This window comes from Neomegalonema perideroedes DSM 15528, from assembly GCF_000374145.1.
GTDB classification, from domain to species: Bacteria; Pseudomonadota; Alphaproteobacteria; order Rhodobacterales; family Rhodobacteraceae; genus Neomegalonema; species Neomegalonema perideroedes.
Window position 1 is genome coordinate 933,332 of record NZ_KB893653.1, and the last position, 17,967, is coordinate 951,298.

19 protein-coding genes are annotated in these 17,967 nt (G+C 67.3%); 9 read left to right on the forward strand and 10 right to left on the reverse strand.

Going from position 1 to position 17,967, the window contains the following annotated elements:
- Nucleotides 1-7 precede the first annotated feature (7 nt).
- Genes tatC through B161_RS0104505 form a run of 3 tightly spaced genes read left to right on the forward strand, consistent with a single transcriptional unit; the run spans nt 8 to nt 2,471 of the window.
- A complete protein-coding gene (gene tatC / locus B161_RS0104495; protein ID WP_018632176.1) occupies nt 8-820 on the forward strand; it encodes a twin-arginine translocase subunit TatC in 813 nt (270 codons plus the stop codon).
- Nucleotides 817-1,722, forward strand: a complete 906-nt coding sequence (locus B161_RS0104500; protein WP_018632177.1) for an ATP-binding protein — start codon at nt 817-819, stop codon at nt 1,720-1,722. The genes tatC and B161_RS0104500 overlap by 4 nt, the downstream gene beginning before the upstream one ends.
- A complete protein-coding gene (locus tag B161_RS0104505) occupies nt 1,722-2,471 on the forward strand; it encodes a glycosyltransferase family 25 protein (protein ID WP_018632178.1) in 750 nt (249 codons plus the stop codon). Before B161_RS0104500 ends, B161_RS0104505 begins: the two co-directional genes overlap by 1 nt.
- A gap of 10 nt (nt 2,472-2,481) precedes the next feature.
- On the opposite strand, the gene B161_RS0104510 is transcribed toward B161_RS0104505, so the two are convergent.
- From B161_RS0104510 to dnaG, 3 genes are all read right to left on the reverse strand, one after another.
- A complete protein-coding gene (locus B161_RS0104510; RefSeq protein ID WP_018632179.1) occupies nt 2,482-2,865 on the reverse strand; it encodes a DUF4180 domain-containing protein in 384 nt (127 codons plus the stop codon).
- Between the two features lie 476 nt (nt 2,866-3,341).
- Nucleotides 3,342-5,534, reverse strand: a complete 2,193-nt coding sequence (rpoD, locus tag B161_RS0104515) for an RNA polymerase sigma factor RpoD (RefSeq protein ID WP_018632180.1) — start codon at nt 5,532-5,534, stop codon at nt 3,342-3,344.
- Nucleotides 5,535-5,606: 72 nt separating this feature from the next.
- Nucleotides 5,607-7,613 (reverse strand): DNA primase, encoded by a 2,007-nt coding sequence (dnaG, locus tag B161_RS16720; protein ID WP_018632181.1) that lies wholly within the window; start codon nt 7,611-7,613, stop codon nt 5,607-5,609.
- A gap of 169 nt (nt 7,614-7,782) precedes the next feature.
- Between dnaG and B161_RS0104525 the strand changes: the two genes are divergently transcribed.
- Nucleotides 7,783-8,211 (forward strand): VOC family protein, encoded by a 429-nt coding sequence (locus B161_RS0104525; protein WP_018632182.1) that lies wholly within the window; start codon nt 7,783-7,785, stop codon nt 8,209-8,211.
- 55 nt (nt 8,212-8,266) lie between these two features.
- Here B161_RS0104525 and B161_RS0104530 read toward each other — a convergent pair whose 3' ends face one another.
- The 5 genes from B161_RS0104530 to B161_RS19785 all read right to left on the reverse strand — a co-directional run bounded on the left by B161_RS0104530 (nt 8,267) and on the right by B161_RS19785 (nt 11,843).
- The gene (locus B161_RS0104530; protein WP_018632183.1) at nt 8,267-8,848 is read right to left on the reverse strand and encodes an NADPH-dependent FMN reductase; all 582 of its coding nucleotides are present in this window, start codon (nt 8,846-8,848) and stop codon (nt 8,267-8,269) included.
- Nucleotides 8,849-8,965: 117 nt separating this feature from the next.
- The gene (gene lpxB / locus B161_RS0104535) at nt 8,966-10,204 is read right to left on the reverse strand and encodes a lipid-A-disaccharide synthase (RefSeq protein WP_018632184.1); all 1,239 of its coding nucleotides are present in this window, start codon (nt 10,202-10,204) and stop codon (nt 8,966-8,968) included.
- Entirely contained in the window at nt 10,201-10,545 is a 345-nt protein-coding gene (locus tag B161_RS0104540; RefSeq protein WP_083922874.1) for an AzlD domain-containing protein, read from the reverse strand. The genes lpxB and B161_RS0104540 overlap by 4 nt, the downstream gene beginning before the upstream one ends.
- Nucleotides 10,542-11,234, reverse strand: coding sequence for an AzlC family ABC transporter permease (locus tag B161_RS0104545; protein WP_018632186.1), 693 nt, complete (start codon nt 11,232-11,234; stop codon nt 10,542-10,544). The genes B161_RS0104540 and B161_RS0104545 overlap by 4 nt, the downstream gene beginning before the upstream one ends.
- Before the next feature lie 201 nt (nt 11,235-11,435).
- On the reverse strand, nt 11,436-11,843 hold the full coding sequence (locus B161_RS19785) for a hypothetical protein (protein ID WP_018632187.1): 408 nt from the start codon (nt 11,841-11,843) through the stop codon (nt 11,436-11,438).
- Between the two features lie 318 nt (nt 11,844-12,161).
- Between B161_RS19785 and B161_RS0104555 the strand changes: the two genes are divergently transcribed.
- The 5 genes from B161_RS0104555 (at nt 12,162) to B161_RS0104575 (ending at nt 16,827) form a co-directional block, all read left to right on the forward strand.
- On the forward strand, nt 12,162-12,857 hold the full coding sequence (locus tag B161_RS0104555; RefSeq protein ID WP_018632188.1) for an alpha/beta fold hydrolase: 696 nt from the start codon (nt 12,162-12,164) through the stop codon (nt 12,855-12,857).
- Between the two features lie 93 nt (nt 12,858-12,950).
- Nucleotides 12,951-14,135: an aspartate aminotransferase family protein gene (locus B161_RS0104560; protein ID WP_018632189.1), complete on the forward strand. Its 1,185-nt coding sequence runs from the start codon at nt 12,951-12,953 to the stop codon at nt 14,133-14,135.
- Nucleotides 14,136-14,264: 129 nt separating this feature from the next.
- Nucleotides 14,265-15,236: an ornithine carbamoyltransferase gene (gene argF / locus B161_RS0104565; protein ID WP_018632190.1), complete on the forward strand. Its 972-nt coding sequence runs from the start codon at nt 14,265-14,267 to the stop codon at nt 15,234-15,236.
- 146 nt (nt 15,237-15,382) lie between these two features.
- Entirely contained in the window at nt 15,383-16,267 is an 885-nt protein-coding gene (locus B161_RS0104570; protein WP_040789295.1) for an HpcH/HpaI aldolase/citrate lyase family protein, read from the forward strand.
- A complete protein-coding gene (locus B161_RS0104575; RefSeq protein ID WP_018632192.1) occupies nt 16,267-16,827 on the forward strand; it encodes a hypothetical protein in 561 nt (186 codons plus the stop codon). Before B161_RS0104570 ends, B161_RS0104575 begins: the two co-directional genes overlap by 1 nt.
- Here the strand turns inward: B161_RS0104575 and rimJ are convergent.
- Nucleotides 16,824-17,369, reverse strand: a complete 546-nt coding sequence (rimJ, locus tag B161_RS0104580; protein WP_018632193.1) for a ribosomal protein S5-alanine N-acetyltransferase — start codon at nt 17,367-17,369, stop codon at nt 16,824-16,826. The genes B161_RS0104575 and rimJ overlap by 4 nt on opposite strands.
- Nucleotides 17,369-17,812, reverse strand: a complete 444-nt coding sequence (locus B161_RS0104585) for a PACE efflux transporter (RefSeq protein WP_018632194.1) — start codon at nt 17,810-17,812, stop codon at nt 17,369-17,371. The genes rimJ and B161_RS0104585 overlap by 1 nt, the downstream gene beginning before the upstream one ends.
- Between the last annotated feature and the right edge of the window lie 155 nt (nt 17,813-17,967).

A 17,967-nucleotide genomic window follows, 5' to 3' on the forward strand; every position in this document is an offset into this window, starting at 1 on the left:
ATCTCCAATGAGAGACGAAGACGACATCGAAGCTTCGCGCGCGCCGTTGATCGAGCATCTGGCCGAATTGCGCAAAAGGCTGATCTGGGCGCTGCTGGCGCTGATCGCCGGCTCCATCCTCTGCTACATCTTCAACCGCGAGCTCTATAATCTTCTCGCGCAGCCTTTGCTGAACGTGAATCCCAAGGCCGAGATGATCGCCACCTCGCCGCAGGAGGCCTTCTTCGCCAAACTGAACCTCTCGATCTGGGGCGGCTTCTTCCTCTCCTTTCCGGTGATGGCGGCGCAGATCTGGGGCTTCGTGGCGCCGGGGCTTTATCGCGAGGAGAAAGGCGCCTTCGGGCCTTTCCTCATCGCGACGCCCTTCCTCTTCGCGCTGGGCGCGCTGCTGGCTTATTTCGTGGTCGTGCCCATGGCGCTGGACTTCCTGATCGGCTTCGCCGAGCAGGAGGGGGAGGACGGCTGGATTCCCATCCGCAACGTCAACCGGGTGAGCGAATATCTCGGCTTCATCAAGGCGATGCTCTTCGCCTTCGGCATCTGCTTCCAGCTGCCGGTGATCCTGCTGCTGCTGGGGCGGATCGGGGTGATTTCGGCGGATCAGCTGGCGAGCGGACGCCGCTACGCCGTGGTCGGCATCTTCTTCATGGCCATGATGCTGACGCCGCCCGATCCGATGAGCCAGACCATCCTCGCGATTCCGGTTTATCTGCTGTACGAATTGTCGATCCGTCTGCTGCGGATCTTCGAGCGCAGGCGCGCCGAGGAGGAGGCCCGCGAGGCCGCCGAGGCCGCCGAAGAAGAAAAGACCCCATCATGACGACCGACTTCGATCAGGGCGAGTCTCTGCGGCGCATCGCGGAGGCTCTGGAGCGCATCAGTCCGCCGCCCGCCCAAGCGCCGGATTTCGCTCAGGCGACGGTCTGGGTCTGGCGCGGCGCGGGCGAAAGGCTCGACCCGGTGACGCGCGTCAGCCGGGTTCCTCTGGCGCGTCTGGTGGGGATCGACCGCGCCCGCGACACGCTGCTGGCCAACACCCGGCGCTTCGCCGAGGGGCTGCCCGCCAACAACGCCCTGCTCTGGGGCGCGCGGGGCATGGGCAAGAGCGCCCTCGTCAAGGCGATTCAGGCCGAGATCGAGGGCGAAAAGCCCGGAAGCCTGCATCTCATCGAGATTCTGCGCGAGGATCTGCCGACGCTCGGGCGTCTGCTCTCCATTCTGCGCGAGGCGCCGGAGCGCCGCTTCGTGATGTTCTGCGACGATCTCTCCTTCGATAAGGACGACGCCCATTATAAGGCGCTGAAGGCGGCGCTCGACGGCGGCGTGGAGGGGCGTCCGCCCAACGCCCTGCTCTATGCGACCTCGAACCGCCGCCATCTCATGCCGCGCGACATGATCGACAACGAGCGTCAGACCGCCATCCATCCCGGCGAGGCGGTGGAGGAGAAGGTTTCGCTGTCGGACCGCTTCGGGCTCTGGCTGGGCTTCCATCCCTGCGGCCAAGACGAATATTTCGCCATGATCGAGGGCTATGTCGCGGCCTATGGCGTTCCGGTCTCGCCCGAAGAGCTGCGCGCCGAGGCCGTGGAATGGCGCCAGACCCGAGGCTCGATGTCGGGCCGCGTGGCCTGGCAGTTCATTCAGGATCTGGCCGGGCGCAAGGGCGTGCGCATCGAGTCCTCCGCGCCGGTCGCGCCGCCTCTCGCTTCGGCGGCCTCATGATGAGCGCCCCGCCGGTCTTCGTCATCAACCTCGACCGCGCCGAAGGGCGCTGGTCGCGGATCTCCGGGCAGGCGGAGGCTCTGGGCGTGGAGCTGCGCCGCGTGTCGGCGGTGGACGGGCGGGAGATTCCGCCTGAGGACTGGATCGACGTGGATTTCGCGGCTTTCCGCTCCCGTCATGGCCGCGGACGCATCCTGCCGGGCGAATACGGCTGTCACCGCAGCCACCTCATGGCGCTGGAGGCGATGGAGGACTCCGGCGCGCCCTATGGCCTGATCCTCGAAGACGATCTGATTCTCAGCGCCGAAGGTCTGGCCGAGACCCGCGCCATAGCCGAAGCGGGCGCGGCCTTCGACGCGGTGAAGCTCATGAATCATCGCGTGCGGGGCTTTCTGCCGAAATTCAGCACGCCCTCCGGGCTGGAGGTCGGCCTTGCGATGCATGGGCCTTTGGGCTCTTCGGCGGCCTATCTCGTCTCGCGGGAGGGCGCGCGGAATTTGCGTCGCCGCCTCGCGCGGATGACGCTGCCGGTCGACGTGGAGCTGGAGCGCTATTGGAGCGGCGGCGGCGTGGTCTATACGACCCGGCGCAATCTCTTCGCCTTCTCCGACCCCGCCCAAGAGGGGGGAATCGGAGGCAGCGACGTCTATAAGACTACGAAGCTCCCCGCTTGGCGGCGTTTGCCGACCTTGGGCTTTCGCGCGCGGGATTATCTGAAGCGCGTCGCGGGCGCCGTGCGCGGCGGCTGACCGGGGGCTTCTAAGCCCCGGACGCCGCGAGCCTGCGCTCCAGATCCTCCAGAGAGGCGAGGAACCAGACGCTTTCTCCGGCGTTGGATTCGCGGATGAAGTCGCGCAGGGCGCGGCTGCGCGCGCTCTGCTCGGCGAGATCGCCCAGAATGACGATCCGCATGTGGTAGTTCGCGAATTTTTGCAGGATCGCCCCGGCGAGCCCGGTCTCCAACTGGAAGAAGGCGGCGCTCAGCCTCTCGGCCGGAATGAGCGTCAGATCCGCGTCGCGGCCCCAAGCCTCGCTGAGGATCTCGTCGGCCTCCGCCTCGCGGAGGATGGGCGGCCCCTCTGAGGGCAGCGCCAGAAGGCGCAGGCCATGCGCCTCTCGAATCTCGCAGGTCGGTCGAGTCACGCCGCGCCCTCCCTCGCTCAAGCTTCGCTTCGAAGATGGAGGGCGGAAGGCCCGCGCGCAAGACGGCGATTGCGCGCGGCGGGCGAAAGATCTGCGCCATCCGCGTCTAAAATTTTTGTGGGGGGGCGGAATTGAACCGCCCTAGCGGCACTCTCGGCTGAACGCTGATCTCCGCCCTTTTCGCGTCGATGGGGTGTCTGCTCTCCCTACCAAGGCCCCACATAGCGCCGCTAGAGCATTCAAACCAGTTTTGAGTGTGGCTTTCATGTTGACCTCCTTAACAGCGTCACGGTTGCATAACCAATCAGCGCAGAGCCAGAGGGCGAACAGACACACCCCGACACCCCCAAGAGGGATACCCAGAGTAACAAAAGCCGAAACCTTTAAGCGATTATTAGCATTTTATAGGAACGAAAACAACCCCCTATGCGTGTACAAGATAAGATGGACTGATTTGACGATGACCTTGCCACAGATCAATTATCGAGGAAGCTGCGCAGCTTGCGCGAGCGGCTCGGATGCTTGAGCTTGCGCAGGGCCTTGGCTTCGATCTGACGAATGCGCTCGCGGGTGACGCTGAACTGCTGGCCGACCTCTTCAAGGGTGTGGTCGGTGTTCATGCCGATGCCGAAGCGCATGCGCAGCACGCGCTCTTCGCGGGGCGTCAGAGAGGCCAGAACGCGGGTGGTGGTCTCGCGGAGATTCTGCTGAATGGCCGAATCCAGCGGCAGCACCGCGTTCTTATCCTCGATGAAGTCGCCGAGCTGGGTGTCCTCTTCGTCGCCCACCGGGGTTTCGAGGCTGATCGGCTCCTTGGCGATCTTCATCACCTTGCGCACCTTCTCCAGAGGCATCTGGAGACGGCCCGCCAATTCCTCCGGAGTGGCCTCGCGGCCGATCTCATGGAGGATCTGGCGCCCCGTGCGCACGAGCTTGTTGATGGTCTCGATCATATGCACCGGAATGCGGATGGTGCGGGCCTGATCGGCGATGCTGCGGGTGATCGCCTGACGAATCCACCACGTGGCGTAGGTGCTGAACTTATAGCCGCGGCGATATTCGAATTTATCCACCGCCTTCATCAGGCCGATGTTGCCTTCCTGAATCAGGTCGAGGAACTGAAGGCCGCGGTTGGTGTATTTCTTCGCGATGGAGATCACGAGCCGAAGGTTGGCCTCAACCATCTCCTTCTTGGCGATGCGGGCTTCGCGTTCGCCCTTCTGCACGCTCTGCACGAGGCGGCGGAATTCGGCGATGTCCACGCCCACGGCGTGGCTGATCTCGGCGACGTCGTCGCGCAGCTTCTCGACGCGGGCGCCGTCGCGCTCGATGAACCTCGTCCAGGTCTTGCCGAGCTTGCCGACGCGGCCGGTCCAGCCGGGCTCCAGCTCATGGCCGTAATATTCGCGCAGGAAGTCCTCGCGCTTGACCTTATGGCCGTCGGCGAGCCGCGCGATCTGGCTCTCCAGCGAGATCAGCCGCTTATTATAGCCGTAAAGCTGGCTCATCAGCGTTTCGATGCGGTGCGGATTGAGATGAAGCTGATTCACCAGCTCGACCATCTCGGCGCGCACGCGCTGATAAGCCCGCTCCTGATCCTGCGTCAGGCGGTCTCCGGCGGCGAGGGCCGCCTGAATGCGCGAATGCTGCATGGCGCGCAGCTCTTCGTAAAGCTCCGCGACGCGCCCGAGCGCCTCCAGAGCCTGAGGCCGCAATTGGGCCTCCATGACCGAAAGCGAAACGCTGGCCTCGTCTTCGTCTTCGGGATCGGCCTCGCCTTCGCCCTCGGCGGAGGCCTCTTCCTCCTCCTCTTCCTCCTCGGGCAGCTCCTCCTCCTCCTCGTCCTCCTCCTCGTCGTCGTCCTTGCGGGCTTTGACGGGTTTGGCGGGCTTTTCGGGCTTGGCCGGCTTTTCGGGTTTTTCGGCCTTCTCCGCCTTCACGGCCTCAGGCTGAGCCTTGAGCGGGGCCGCCGCGGGCTGAGCCGCCTTAGGCGGCGCGGCGGGACGAGGCGGAGCCTCCGGAGCTTCTCCGGCTTTGCCCTCGGCTTCGGCCTCGGCGAAGTCCGGACCTTCCTCGCCTTCGAATTCGCGGCCGCCGAAGGTGGCGTCGAGGTCGATCACGTCGCGCAGGAGGATTTGCTCTTCGAGCAGCTCCTTGCGCCAGATGGTGAGGGCCTGAAAGGTCAGCGGGCTCTCGCAGAGCCCGGCGATCATGGCGTTGCGGCCCGCCTCGATGCGCTTGGCGATGGCGATTTCGCCCTCGCGGGACAGCAGCTCGACCGAACCCATCTCGCGCAGATACATGCGCACCGGATCGTCGGTGCGGTCCATTTCGCCGGCGTTGCCCGTGGCGGCGGCGGGGAGGCGGGCTTCGTCGGCCTCGGGGGCTTCGGCCTCTTCTTCGGCTTCCTCGGCGGCGGCGGCGCGGGCCTCGGTGGCCTCGGCCTCCTCCTCCTCGATGACGTTCACGCCCATGTCGTTGAGCATGGACATGATGTCTTCGATCTGGTCCGGCGAGACCCGGTCCGAGGGCAAAGCCCGGTTCAATTCGTCATAGGTGATCCAGCCGCGCGCCTTGGATTGGGCGATCAGCTTCTTCAGCTCCGCCTGAGTGGCTTCGCCGACGGGCGTCGTCGTCTCCGTCGCGCCGTCCATGTCTTTGTCCGCCATCGCCGTCCCCTATGGTCCCGAACCTCCCGCCGCCGTCGCGGGAGTTCTGTAGAAATTTCAGCCGACGCGCCGTCACCGGCGCCGTTTCGCCGCCTTCGCCGCGCGAGCGCTGGCGATGGCCGCATCAAGATCCGCGCAGGCGCGGTCGGTCTCCGAGCCGTCCGCCCGCCCGCCGACGGCCGCCAGAGCGGCGGCGTGTCCGCGGGCTATGCGCGCTTCGAAATCAGGATCCTCCTGAGGCGGCGCCGAAGGCGCCCGCGCCTGCAAGAAGGAAGCCAGAGCGGAGAAGGCCTTCTCCATCTCCGCCTCCGCCTCCGCCTCCGGGGCTTCGGCGCGCAAAGCGCCGCTCGGCGCCTGCGCGGTCAGGCGCGCGCCGAGCAGAGGCTCCGGGTCTTCTCCGAATCGATGCCGCAGATCCGCGCGCAGATCGCCCTCCGTCGGCGTTTCGCCACGGGCGATTCGCGCGGCGGCGGACGATAGGAGCGCGTCGCGAATCAAGTCAAGCCGCTCCGAATCGAAAGCCCAGTTCCAGAGATCCGATTCGAATCGCTCGATCAGCGCCGGACGACGCAGGCAGCACAACAGGATGAAGGCTTCGAGCGCGCCGCGCGCGAAGGAGCCGACGTCTTGCTGCAGGCGCGATTCGCGCGTTGAATTCACTGTCTGAATCGGCGCCTCCCATCCTCCGCCCCGCTTGAAGCCTCCGAAGCCCCCGGCGCCGGAAGCCGCCCGGCGTCCGCCGAAATCCGTCCTTCGGGCGCCGCCCGCGAAGCCGCCGCCCTGAGTCTCGGCGCGGCCCGCCGGAGCGAAGAGCGCGGCCCGGCGCTCGCGAATCGCCGCCGTGTAATGGGCCCGCACGTCTGATTCGCGAATCAGTCCCAAAAGCTCCCGCAGCCGCGAATCGAAGGCCGCGCGCCGCTCCGGCGTGTCGAGCGGACGCGCCTCGGTCTCGCGCCGCCAGAGCCGCGAGATCAGAGGCTCCGCCGTCCTCAGCACGGCCTGAACCGCCGCCGCTCCGCCTTCGCGGGCGAGGTCGTCGGGGTCGCGGCCCGCCGGAGGCGAGGCGAAGCGCAGGGATTTCCCCGCCGTCAGCAGAGGCAAAGCCAGATCCGCCGCGCGGTCGGCGGCGCGCTGGCCCGCCGCGTCGCCGTCGAGCAGGAGAATCGGCTCGTCGGCGATTCGCCAGAGGGTCTTCAGATGGGATTCGGTCAGGGCCGTGCCAAGGGGGGCCACGATTTTCGGCAAACCCGCCTGATGCAGGCTGATGGCGTCCATATAGCCCTCGACCACCACCAGATCCGCCTCGCGCGGGGCGGCGCGGGCGCGGGCGAGGTTGAATAAAACCTCGCCTTTATGGAAAAGCGGCGTCTCCGGCGAATTGAGGTATTTCGCCTTGGCCTCCGCCGAGAGCGCCCGCCCCCCGAAGGCGATGGCGCGGCCCCGGGCGTCGCGGATGGGGAAGATCACCCGGTCGCGCATCCGGTCGTAGAGCGATCCGTCCTCGCGCGCCGCGCAGAGGCCCGCCGTCTCCAGATCCTTCGCCGAGGCTCCGCCTTGCCGCAGATGCTGCGCCAGAGCCGAGCCCGCCGCCGGGGCGTAGCCGAGTTCGAAGGTCTCGATGGTCTGGGGCGTCAGCCCGCGCCGCCGGAGATAATCCAGAGCCGCGCGGCCCGCCGCGCCATGGAGCTGGCTGCGGTGGAAGCGGATCGCCGCCTCGTTCAGCTCGACCAGCCCGCTTTGCGCCTCGCGCTGAGCCTCGGCGCGCGGATCGCGGGCGGGCAGGGGCATGCCCGCATGAGTCGCCAGACGCTCCACCGCTTCGGGAAAGCTGAGATTCTCCGTCTTCATGACGAACTCCAGCGCCCCGCCCTTGGCCTGACAGCCGAAGCAATAAAAGATCCCCTTGCCCTCAAGCACATGAAAGCTCGAAGATTTCTCCTGATGAAAGGGGCAGCGCGCCCAGAAGTCGCCTCGGGCGGGCTGGGATTTCTTCCGGTCCCACAGGAGCTTCGCCCCGACGATCTCGGAGATCGAGATTCGGGCGCGCAGCTCGTCGAGAAAGGCGTTGGAGAATCGCATAGGCAGGATATTGGCCGGGAGAGCCCCGAACGCAAGCGGGGGCGCCTCTGCTCTTAAGGATCGCCCGCAGGCGCGGCTCCTTCGACACGCCGGGCGCCGCGCTGGGCGTCTTTCCCTCGTCGCCGCGAGCGGCTAGACAGGGCGCCGACCTCACCAAAAGGAGACGGATATGGGACTCCGCTATCTGCATACGATGGTGCGCGTGCGCGACATCGAGGACTCCAAACGCTTCTATTGCGATCTGCTGGGGCTGACGGAGATCCGCCGCGTCGAGAATGAGAAGGGGAAGTTCACGCTGGTCTTCCTCGCGCCGCCCGATCAGCCGGAGGCGCAGGTGGAGCTGACCTATAACTGGGGCTCCGAGGAGGAATATCAGGGCGGCCGCAATTTCGGCCATCTCGCCTATGAGGTGGACGACATCTACGCCGCCTGCGCCAAGCTTCAGGCGGGGGGCGTGACCGTCAATCGTCCGCCGCGCGACGGGAACATGGCTTTCGTGCGCTCGCCGGAAGGGATCTCCGTGGAGCTTCTCCAGCGCGGCGCGCCTTTGCCCCCGCAGGAGCCTTGGGCCTCCATGCCGAACAGCGGCGAATGGTGACCTGAAAACCCCCGGCGTCGGATCCCTCCGGCGCCGGGAGCCTGAACGCAGGGCCTCAGCCCTGAGCGCGGGCGGCCTTGGTCGCGGCGCCCCACCACGCGAGTTCGTCGAGCATGGATTTGGCCGAAGCGCCGACGCCGCCTTCGATCTCGCTCATCTCCTTGCCGCCCTGCCAGACGGCGAAGAAATCGCCGCCCGCGATATGCACCGCCGAGCGCACCGGGACCATGTGAAGCTCCACGGCGATGTTGCGGGCGTGCTCGATGGCGCGAGCCGCGCCCACGCCGCCATAGCCCACGAAGCCGATGGGCTTGCGCGCCCATTCGACGTAAGCCTGATCGAAGGCGTTCTTCAGAGAGCCGGTGATCGAGTGGTTATATTCGGCGGTCGAGACGACATAGGCGTCGAATTCGCCGATCTTCTTCTGCCAGGCCACGGCGCGGGGGTCTTTGCTCGGCGCCCAGGCGTTGGAGGCCGCTTCATTGAACAGCGGCAGATCGAAATCCTTGAGATCCACGATCTCGACGTCGAACTCGGGGCGCTGCGCCGCGAGATCGGCGATCCATTTCGCGGGCTTGGGGCCGAAGCGCGCATCGCGGGTGCTGCCGACGATCACGGCGAGTTTCAACTTGCTCATGCTTGAAAGAACCTCATGAATCCGAGCCCGAACCGGGGGGCGGATCGGAGCTTCACGCCGCAATCTAACCCAATTTCGCGCCGCGCAAAGACGAAAGCCGGAAACAGACCGTTTCGCTCAGGAAACAAGGGGCGCGGATTCCTTGCGCTTTATGGCGGCCAAAAGGCTCTTCGCCGCCCGCAGGGAAGGCGGCTCCTCGCCCGGCCCGCCGCCTAAAGCTTTGAGGGCCGCCTCCGCCGCCCGCTCCTGACGCGCCCTTTCGGGACCGGAGCGCAACAGCGGCTCCAAAGCGGCCGCGAGGGGCTCGGGGGCGCAATCCTCCTGAAAATATTCCGGGATCGCCTTTTCGCCGCTGAGCAGGTTGGGCAAGGTGGCCGTGTCGATCTTCAGCAGCCGCCGGGCTATGGCCGCGCTGAGCGGATGGGCCTTATAGCCGACGACCATCGGCGTTCCGCAGGCGGCCAGCTCCAGCGAGACCGAGCCGGAAGCCGCCAGAGCCGCGCCGCCTCTTCCCGCCTCCTCCCGCGCCGCCAGCCGGAAAGCCGCGAATTTCCGCGCCTCGGCTTCGGCGAAGGGCTTTCCGCGCGGATCGAGCAGATGCGCCTGCGCGGGCCAGCGCGCGGCGGCCTCGGCGGCGAGGGCGGCGGAGCCCTCCGCCATGGGCAGCAGAATCTGAAGATCCGGATGGCGGGCCTTCAGCAATCCCAGAGCCGCGCCGAAAGGCTCGGCCAGACGCGAAATCTCGCCGCGACGGCTTCCCGGCAGAGCGACCAGAACCGGCGCCTGCGGCGAGAGCCCCAATTCCCGCGCCAGAGCCTCCGCCGCCTGAGGATCCGCCGCGCGGACGCGCTCGGCCGCCGGATGCCCGACGAAATCGCAGCTCAGGCCGTGGACCGTGAAATAAGGCGGCTCGAAGGGGAAAAGCGCCATGAGATGGTCGATCAGCCCGGCGAGCTTCTGCGCCCGCCCCGGCTTCCAGGCCCAGACCGTCGGCGCGACGTAATGGACGCGGGCCGTCTGCGGGGAAACCTCGCGGGTCCGAACCTGAAGCCGCTTTGAAAATCCTTGGGCGTCGATGGTGACCAGCGCGGCGGGCTTGAGCCTGTCGATCTCCGCCGTCGCCTGCTTCAGCCGCCGCAGAATGCGGGGCAGACTCGGCAGAACCTCGGCGAAGCCCATCACCGCCAGATCCTGCATGGGAAAGAGGCTGCGCAGCCCCTCGGCCTCCATGGCCTCCCCCCCGACGCCGTAAAGCGGACGCTCCGGGGCGATCTCGCGCAGACGCCGCATCAGAGCGCCGCCGAGCCGGTCGCCGGAGGCCTCGCCCGCCAGCAGGAAGATTCCGCCCTCCGTCACAGCAAAGCCCCCAGACCCCAAAAGACCGCCGCGCCCACGCCGATGGTCGCCAGCATGCTGCGCGTCAGAGCCCCCGCCGCCAAAGCCGCCAAAGCCGCGACGATCCGCAAAGGATCGACCTCGCCGCCGCCCGAAGTCGGAAAGACCACCATAGGCGCCAGAATCGCCGGGAGAATCGTGAAGGGCGCGAAGCGCAAAGCTCGGATCAGCCCCGGAGGCGGCGCGTGTCGGCGCATCAGGGCCATGAAGGAGATCCGCATGGCGTAGGTGATCGCGCCCAAGCCCAGAGCCAGAAGCCAGAAGCGGGTCGGGTCGATGGCGGCCATAGGGGCGGCGCTCATGAACGGGACTCCTTCCCAGAGAGACGGTTTTCGCTCCAGATCCCCGCCGCCACGCCGACGCCCGCCGCGACGAGAGGCCCCAGCCCATAGGGCAGGCCCCGCAGCAGCAGCGCCGCGCCCGACGCCACGATTAAAGCGAACCAGCTCGGCTTATCCCGCAGCGCCGGAGCGAAGATCGCGAGGAAGCTCAGCGGCACGATGAAGTCCACGCCCCAATCCATCGGGATGCGCGCCCCGACCGCCCAGCCCAAAGCAGAAGCGACATGCCAGACCAGCGTGAAGGCCGCGCCCGTTCCGAGGAAATAGGACAGCCGCTCGACGGGCGTCTCCTGCGGCTGGCGCGGATAGCGCACGGCGCAAAGCCCGTAAGGCTGATCGAAGAGCATATAGGCCGCCGTCGCCTGAAGCCCGAAGGGCGCGCCGCGCCAAGAGGGCGCCATGGAGGCCGAATAGAGCAAAAACCGCAGATTCACCGCCGCCCCCGCGATGATCGCCACGAGAATCGGCGCGTCGGATTTCAGAATCTCCACCGAGGCCAATTGCGAGGCCCCCGCCAGCACCGTCACGGACATCATGACCGTCTGGAGGAGATTCAGCCCCGCCGCCGCCGCCACCGCGCCCCAGATGATCCCGAAAGGGATGATGGCGAACATCAGCGGCAGGCTGTCGAAGGCGCCGAGACGAAACAACGCCGGTGAAATCCGCGACGCGCGCAAGATGCCTCTCCCCGCCTGAAGATTGCGATGCGACGCCCTCAGGAGGGCCGACCGGGGAGGATCTAGCGCCTCAACGGCCCCTTTGTCACCTGCTGCGGCGGGAGGAGGAGCCGAAAGCGCGAGAAAGCCGGAACGCGGCGCGTCCCGGCTTCCAGAAGCTTCAGACGAAGCGCCTTATTGCGGCTGAGTCGCGGCCGGAGCCTCTTCCCCGACCGGGGCGACGTCCTCGATGATGATCTCTTCTTCGAGGAGGACGGGCGCGGGCGCCTCTTCCGAAGCGGGCGCGGCCGGCTCGGGGGTCGCCGGAGCGGGCTCGGCGGGGGCGGCGGCGGGCGCCGGAGCGACCTGAACCGGCGCCGGAGCGGGCTCGGGCGTGGGCGCGACGTCCACAGGGGCGGGCGCGGCGGGGGCCGCAGCCGGGGCGGAGGCCGCCGGAGCCGGAGCGGGGGCCGCAGGGGCCGGGGTCGCGGGCGCGCTCGCTGCGGGAGTCTCAGGGGCCGAGGTGGTGGTCGTCGTGGTCCCCGAGTCGCAGCCCGCGAGGGCCACGCCAGCCAGAAGGACGGCGGCGATGCTGATCTTCATGAACGCTCACTCCAAGGGCGCGTCGGTCGGCGGTTCGGCCGGGATCTGCGGCGCGCCGTTGCTCGATTCGTGCCTACGCCTTAAGACGTAGTGCCTCCGCGCGCGGAAGCCAGAGATTTCACGCATGATGAACAAGGTTTAACGCAATCGGCTTCTCCGACCCTCTGCGGAGCCGAAACGGGGCGCCGAAAGGGGCGCGAAATTCAGGGGGCGGGGTTTCCTCGCCGCACGAAAGGCCTCAGGATAGGGCGGCCCGGCGGGATTTTCCGCGAACTTCGCCTCAAAACGGCGATCTGAAAAGGCGAAAGGAGATTCTCCATGTCCTCCCCGCAGCCCGCTTTGTTCATTCCCGGCCTGCTCTGCGATTCGGAGCTTTACGCGGCTCAGATCCGCGATCTCTCCGATCTGCTGGAGATTCAGGTGGCCGATCAGGGCGCCGGAGAAAGCGTCTCGGAGACCGCCGCCGCGATCCTTGCGAAGGCGCCGCCGAGCTTCGTTCTGGCGGGGCTGTCGATGGGCGGCTATCTCGCCTTCGAGATCCTGCGCCAAGCTCCGGAGCGCGTGACGCGCCTCGCGATTCTCGACAGCGCCGCCCGCGCCGATTCGCCCGAGCGGCGCGCGGATCGCGAGCGTCAGATCGAACTGGCGGCTTCGGGCGGCTTCGGCAAGCTGGTCGCGGCCATGGCGCCCAAGCTCATCGCGCCGGAGAACCGCGCCGAGGTCGAGCCCGTCTTTCGGAGCATGGCCGGGCGCGTCGGGCCGGAGGGCTTCATCCGCCAGACCCGGACCATCCTCAGCCGCCCCGACAGCCGCCCGAATCTCGCGGAGATCAGGGTTCCGGCCCTCGTGCTCGTCGGGACCGAGGACGAGCTGACGCCCCCCGACCTCGCGCGGGAGATGGCCTTCGCCATTCCCGGCGCCCGCCTCGCGCTGATCGAGGGAGCGGGGCATCTCGCGACTCTGGAGCGTCCGGCGGCGGTTTCGGCGGCGCTCCGCGACTGGCTGGCCGTCTGAGCGCGGAGGCTCTTGACGCTCCGGGCTCCCGGCCTTTAGCATAAGGCGCGCGCCGCCCCCCGAGGGGGCGGCTTTTTGCTTTGGAGTTCGGCCATGATCTCGCCCGTTCTGCCCACCTACGCCCGCGCCCCTCTGGCTTTCGAGCGCGGCGAAGGCTCCTGGCTCATCGAGCGTTCCGGCGAGCGATATTTGGATCTGGCGGCGGGAATCGCGGTCTGCGCGCTGGGGCACGCCCATCCGAAGCTGGTCAAGGCGCTGAGCGATCAGGCGGCGAAGCTGTGGCATGTGTCGAATCTCTATGAGATTCCCGGTCAGGAGGCTCTGGCGCGGCGGCTGGTCGAGACGACCTTCGCCGACACCGTCTTCTTCACCAATTCCGGCACCGAAGCCATCGAATGCGCGGTGAAGATGGTCCGGCGCTATTTTTATAGCCTCGGCCAGCCGGAGAAGAGCGGGATCATCGCCTTTCAGGGCTCCTTCCACGGACGCAGCAGCGCGGGAATCGCGGCGGCGGGCAGCGAGAAGCTCGCCAAGGGCTTCGGGCCTCTGCTGCCGGGCTTCACGCAAGTCCCCTTCGGCGATCTGGAGGCCGTGAGGGCCGCCGTCACGCCCGAGACCGCCGCCGTGATCCTCGAACCCGTGCAGGGCGAAGGCGGCATCAAGCCCTTCGGCGTGGAGAAGTTGAAAGAACTGCGCCGCATCTGCGACGAGAACGGCCTGTTGCTGATCCTCGACGAGATCCAATGCGGCATGGGCCGCACCGGCAAGCTCTTCGCCTATGAATGGGCCGGGATCGAGCCCGACGTCATGGCCGTGGCCAAGGGCATCGGCGGGGGCTTTCCGCTCGGCGCCTGCCTCGCCACCGAGAAGGCGGCCTCCGGCATGGTGGTCGGGACGCATGGCAGCACCTATGGCGGCAATCCTCTGGCCATGGCCGTCGGTCTGGCGATCATGGAGGAATTGGCGGCGCCGGAGTTCCTCGCGCAGGTTTCGCGCGCGGGCGGGCGTCTGCGGCAGGGCCTCGAAGGGCTGATCGCCAGCCATCCCGAGGTCTTCGTCGAGGTGCGCGGCGAGGGGCTGATGCTCGGCCTCGTCTGCCGCAAATCCAACGCCGAATATGTGACGGCGGGCCGCGCGGCGGGCGTTCTGCTCGCGCCGGGCGCCGAGAACGTGGCGCGCGTGCTGCCGCCGCTCAACATCTCCGACGCGGAGATCGACGAGGCGCTCCGGCGGCTCGACAAGGCGGCGCTAGCCGTCAGCGCCGCTCCGGCGGCGTGATCTAGAGCGCTTTTCAGCGAAGCCGATCAGGCTTCGCGTCGCGAAAGCGCGACCACCCAAGAAGGGGGAGCGTTCGAACGACCCGGTTTGGTCGGAGAACGCTCCGACGACCAGCAGAGGGAGAGCGGGATGAACGCTCAGGAGGACGCCGCGGGTTTGGCGGCGGGACGTCGGCATTTTCTGGATCTCAACGAGGCTTCAAGCGCCGATCTGCGCGCGATCCTCACCGATTCCGCCCGACGCAAGGCCGCCCGAGCCGGATGGGGCGCCGCCGCGGCCCCCGACGAAGACGCCCCGCTCAAGGGCAAGATGCTGGCGATGATCTTCGAGAAATCATCCACGCGCACCCGCGTCTCCTTCGACCTCGCCATGCGTCAGCTCGGCGGGGCGACCATGGTGCTCAACGGGGCTGAAATGCAGTTCGGCCGCGGCGAGACCATCGCCGACACGGCCCGCGTGCTCTCGCGCTACGTCGACGCGATCATGATCCGCACCTTCGAGCACGACAAGCTTCTGGAGCTGGCCGAGGCGGCGACGGTTCCGGTCATCAACGGCCTGACCGACAAGACCCATCCCTGCCAGATCCTCGCCGACGTGCTGACCTTCGAGGAGAAGCGCGGTCCGATCCGGGGCAAGAAGGTGGCTTGGCTCGGCGACGGCAACAACGTCTGCGCGAGCTTCATCCATGCGGCGGGCCAGCTCGATTTCGAGCTGGCGGTGGCTTGCCCCGCCTCGCTCTCGCCGGAGCGCGACGTGCTGGACTGGGCCGAGAAGACTCAAGCCCGCGTGAGCGTCACCCGCGATCCGGCCGAGGCTCTGATGGGGGCGGATCTCGTGGTCACCGACAGCTGGATGTCGATGCATGATCCCGAGCATACGCGCATCCGCCGCCATAACCTGCTCTCGCCCTATCAGGTGGACGAGAAGGCGATGCAGGTGGCCAATCCCGACGCGCTCTTCATGCATTGCCTGCCCGCCCATCGCGGCGAGGAGGTCGTCAACGCCGTCATGGACGGGCCGAACTCCGCGGTCTTCGACGAGGCGGAGAATCGGCTCCACGCGCAAAAGGGCGTGCTGACCTGGTGCCTCGGGGCCATCTGAGGCTCAGGCGAATCCTGCGGACGGGGGCGATTTGCGAAGCCGTCCCCGTCTTTTCGTCTGAAGCGCAATCATCTTTCGTCGCGCTGCGAAAGAAGCTAATCCTCTTGCGTTGCAAAACTCCTGAGGATTCGCTGAAAGATCTCGCCATGGCTCAAGCTTCCCTTCGCCCCCGTCGCTCCGTCCTCTATATGCCCGGTTCGCGCGAGCGGGCTTTGGAGAAGGCCCGGAGCCTCAAGGCCGATTCGCTGATTCTCGATCTGGAGGACGCCGTGGCGCCCTCGGAGAAGATCGTGGCCCGCGAGCTGGTCGCCGGAGCGGTGAAGGCGGGCGGATTCGGCGGCCGCGAGATCCTCGTGCGCATCAACGGCTTCGACACCGAATGGGGCGAGGAGGATCTCGTCTCCGCCGCCAAGGCCGGGCCGGACGCCGTGCTTTTGCCTAAAGTCGAGACGCCCGAACTCGTCCGCGAGGTGGCCGCGAAGCTCGACCAGCTCGGCGCGCCCGAGAAGACCAAGATCTGGATCATGATGGAGACGCCGCTGGGCGCGCTGAACATCGCCGCGATTTCGGCCTCTTCGCCGCGTCTGGCGGGGATCGTGGTGGGCTCCAACGACCTCGTGAAGGATCTCCACGCCGAACATACGCCTCTGCGCGAACCCATCGTCACGGCGCTGGGCCTGACCATGCTGGCCGCCCGCGCCTATGGGCTGGCGGTGGTGGACGGCGTGTACAACGCCTTCAAGGACGTCGAGGGCTTTCGCGACTCCTGCCGTCAGGGGCGGGCCTTCGGCTTCGACGGCAAGACCTTGATCCACCCCGATCAGATCGCGACGGCCAACGAGGTCTTCGCCCCCGCCGAGGCGGATCTTGAGCTGGCGCGGCGTCAGGTGGCGGCCTATGAGGAGGCGACCGCGCGCGGCGAAGGCGTGGCGGTGGTGGACGGCAGGATCGTCGAGAATCTGCATGTCGTCACGGCGCGGCGGCTTCTGGCCCTCGGCGAGGAGATCGCCCGGCTGGAGAGCGCGGCCTGATGCGCGGGCGCGGCGGCTTTCTCGCGCGGATGGGGGCCGTGGCGGCCGGAGCCTTCGGGCTGCTCGGGGGCTGCGACGCCTATACGGTCACCCGCGTGGAGTCTCTGCCGCTGATGAGCAAGGGGACGCTCTATACGATCGCGGCCCGGGGCGGAATCCCGACCGAGATCCATGGCGCGCCCTTTCCCGGCGCGACGCCCGACGAGGTCGCGGCCCATCTGAGGCTTCCGGCGGGTCTGCCCGCCGGGATCCGCTTTCGGCCCGTCGCGCCGGGCGGCTTCGAGGACGAACATGAAAAGGCGCGGCTGGTGCTGATCTTCAACGGCGCCTCGCCGCCGGGCTCGGGTCCGGCTTGTCGGCTGCGGGAGATCGCCCCGGCGAATCCGCCTCAGGCGGGCGGCTTCACGCTCTACGCCGTCTTTTGCGACGGGCGGAGCTGGTTCGGACAGGGCTTCCTCGAAGCCCGCAAGACCGAGCCTGGCGACTGGACGCGCTTCGGGCGTCTGACGGCCAATCTCTTTCAAGAGATCCTCGTCCACGCCGAGGGCGCGCGGCGCTAAATCAGGGGATCAGGAGAGATGCGGGCGGTCAGCACATGGTCCCGCCAGCGGCCCGCGATCTTCAGATAATCCCGCGCGTAGCCCTCCCGCTCGAAGCCGAGCCGCGTCAGCAATTTGGCGCTGCGGTGGTTTTCCGGGAGATGGCTCGCCATGATCCGGTGCAGGCCGTAATTCTGAAAGACATGGGGAATCAAGGCGGAGAGGATTTCGAACATCAGGCCGCGTCCCTGATGGGCGCCGTCGAGGGAATAACCAAGATGGCAGGCGAGGAAGGCCCCGCGCACCACGTTGCTGAAATTGCAGATCGCTAGAATCTCCTCGCGCCCGTGAAGGCCGGCGAGGAAGTGATAGGCGAGGCCCCGACGGATGCTTTCGGCTTGCAGCGCGGCGCGCGCGCGCCACGCCTCCGGATCATGAAAGCCTGCGGGACGCTCCGGCTCCCAAGGCGCCAGATGCGCCTGATTGGCCAGATGATAGGCCCGCAGCCTCTGCGCGTCCGCCTCGGAGACGAGGCGGATCCATGTGCGTTCGGCGGCGAGCATCAGGCTTCGGCTTGCGTCTTGGCGGCGTCCCATTCGGGCGCCGGGAAGATCCGGTCATAGGCCCAGTTGAAGACGAAGGCGTAGACCACGTAGAAAATCGCCATGCCGACGTCCATAAGCAGCGCCTCCCAGAGGCTGATCCCCAGCCACCAGGCGATGAAAGGCAGCAACAGCAGCAAAATCCCGACTTCGAAGAGAATCGCATGGCCGACGCGGATCAGCGGCGTCTTCCGCGTGGTTCCGCGCCAGCGCGCCATGAGATGGTCGAAGCCCCAGTTATAGACGTAATTCCAGAGCGTCGCGATGGTCGCGCCGCCCACGGCGATCACGCCCATGTCCTTCATCTCCAGCCCGAAGAGCAGCATGCCGCCGGGCACGGCGATGAGCAGCGCGAAAATCTCGAAGAGCAGGGCGTGGCGGATGCGGTCGGCGGGGCTGCGCATGGAGGTTCGATCCTGACAAATCTCCGGGTCGTCCCGGGAGAATCGCCGCTCAAGCGCGGCCCATGATGGGGAGGTCGTCCTCGGCGAGCCATATGGGGCCCCGGCGCGCGGAAGGCAAGGGCTCGCGGAGCTGCGGGCTGGGAGGATTCTCCCGG

What these genes read in the sequence shown, in the direction of transcription:
- B161_RS0104500 (WP_018632177.1), top strand. Translation starts at nt 817, where the DNA reads ATGACGACCGACTTCGATCAGGGCGAGTCTCTGCGGCGCATCGCGGAG.
- tatC (WP_018632176.1), top strand. Translation starts at nt 8, where the DNA reads ATGAGAGACGAAGACGACATCGAAGCTTCGCGCGCGCCGTTGATCGAG.
- B161_RS0104555 (WP_018632188.1), top strand. Translation starts at nt 12,162, where the DNA reads ATGTCCTCCCCGCAGCCCGCTTTGTTCATTCCCGGCCTGCTCTGCGAT.
- rpoD (WP_018632180.1), bottom strand. Translation starts at nt 5,534, where the DNA reads ATGGCGGACAAAGACATGGACGGCGCGACGGAGACGACGACGCCCGTC.
- B161_RS0104505 (WP_018632178.1), top strand. Translation starts at nt 1,722, where the DNA reads ATGAGCGCCCCGCCGGTCTTCGTCATCAACCTCGACCGCGCCGAAGGG.
- B161_RS0104575 (WP_018632192.1), top strand. Translation starts at nt 16,267, where the DNA reads ATGCGCGGGCGCGGCGGCTTTCTCGCGCGGATGGGGGCCGTGGCGGCC.
- B161_RS0104570 (WP_040789295.1), top strand. Translation starts at nt 15,383, where the DNA reads ATGGCTCAAGCTTCCCTTCGCCCCCGTCGCTCCGTCCTCTATATGCCC.
- B161_RS19785 (WP_018632187.1), bottom strand. Translation starts at nt 11,843, where the DNA reads ATGAAGATCAGCATCGCCGCCGTCCTTCTGGCTGGCGTGGCCCTCGCG.
- B161_RS0104530 (WP_018632183.1), bottom strand. Translation starts at nt 8,848, where the DNA reads ATGAGCAAGTTGAAACTCGCCGTGATCGTCGGCAGCACCCGCGATGCG.
- dnaG (WP_018632181.1), bottom strand. Translation starts at nt 7,613, where the DNA reads ATGCGATTCTCCAACGCCTTTCTCGACGAGCTGCGCGCCCGAATCTCG.
- B161_RS0104525 (WP_018632182.1), top strand. Translation starts at nt 7,783, where the DNA reads ATGGGACTCCGCTATCTGCATACGATGGTGCGCGTGCGCGACATCGAG.
- B161_RS0104585 (WP_018632194.1), bottom strand. Translation starts at nt 17,812, where the DNA reads ATGCGCAGCCCCGCCGACCGCATCCGCCACGCCCTGCTCTTCGAGATT.
- argF (WP_018632190.1), top strand. Translation starts at nt 14,265, where the DNA reads ATGAACGCTCAGGAGGACGCCGCGGGTTTGGCGGCGGGACGTCGGCAT.
- rimJ (WP_018632193.1), bottom strand. Translation starts at nt 17,369, where the DNA reads ATGCTCGCCGCCGAACGCACATGGATCCGCCTCGTCTCCGAGGCGGAC.
- B161_RS0104560 (WP_018632189.1), top strand. Translation starts at nt 12,951, where the DNA reads ATGATCTCGCCCGTTCTGCCCACCTACGCCCGCGCCCCTCTGGCTTTC.
- B161_RS0104540 (WP_083922874.1), bottom strand. Translation starts at nt 10,545, where the DNA reads ATGAGCGCCGCCCCTATGGCCGCCATCGACCCGACCCGCTTCTGGCTT.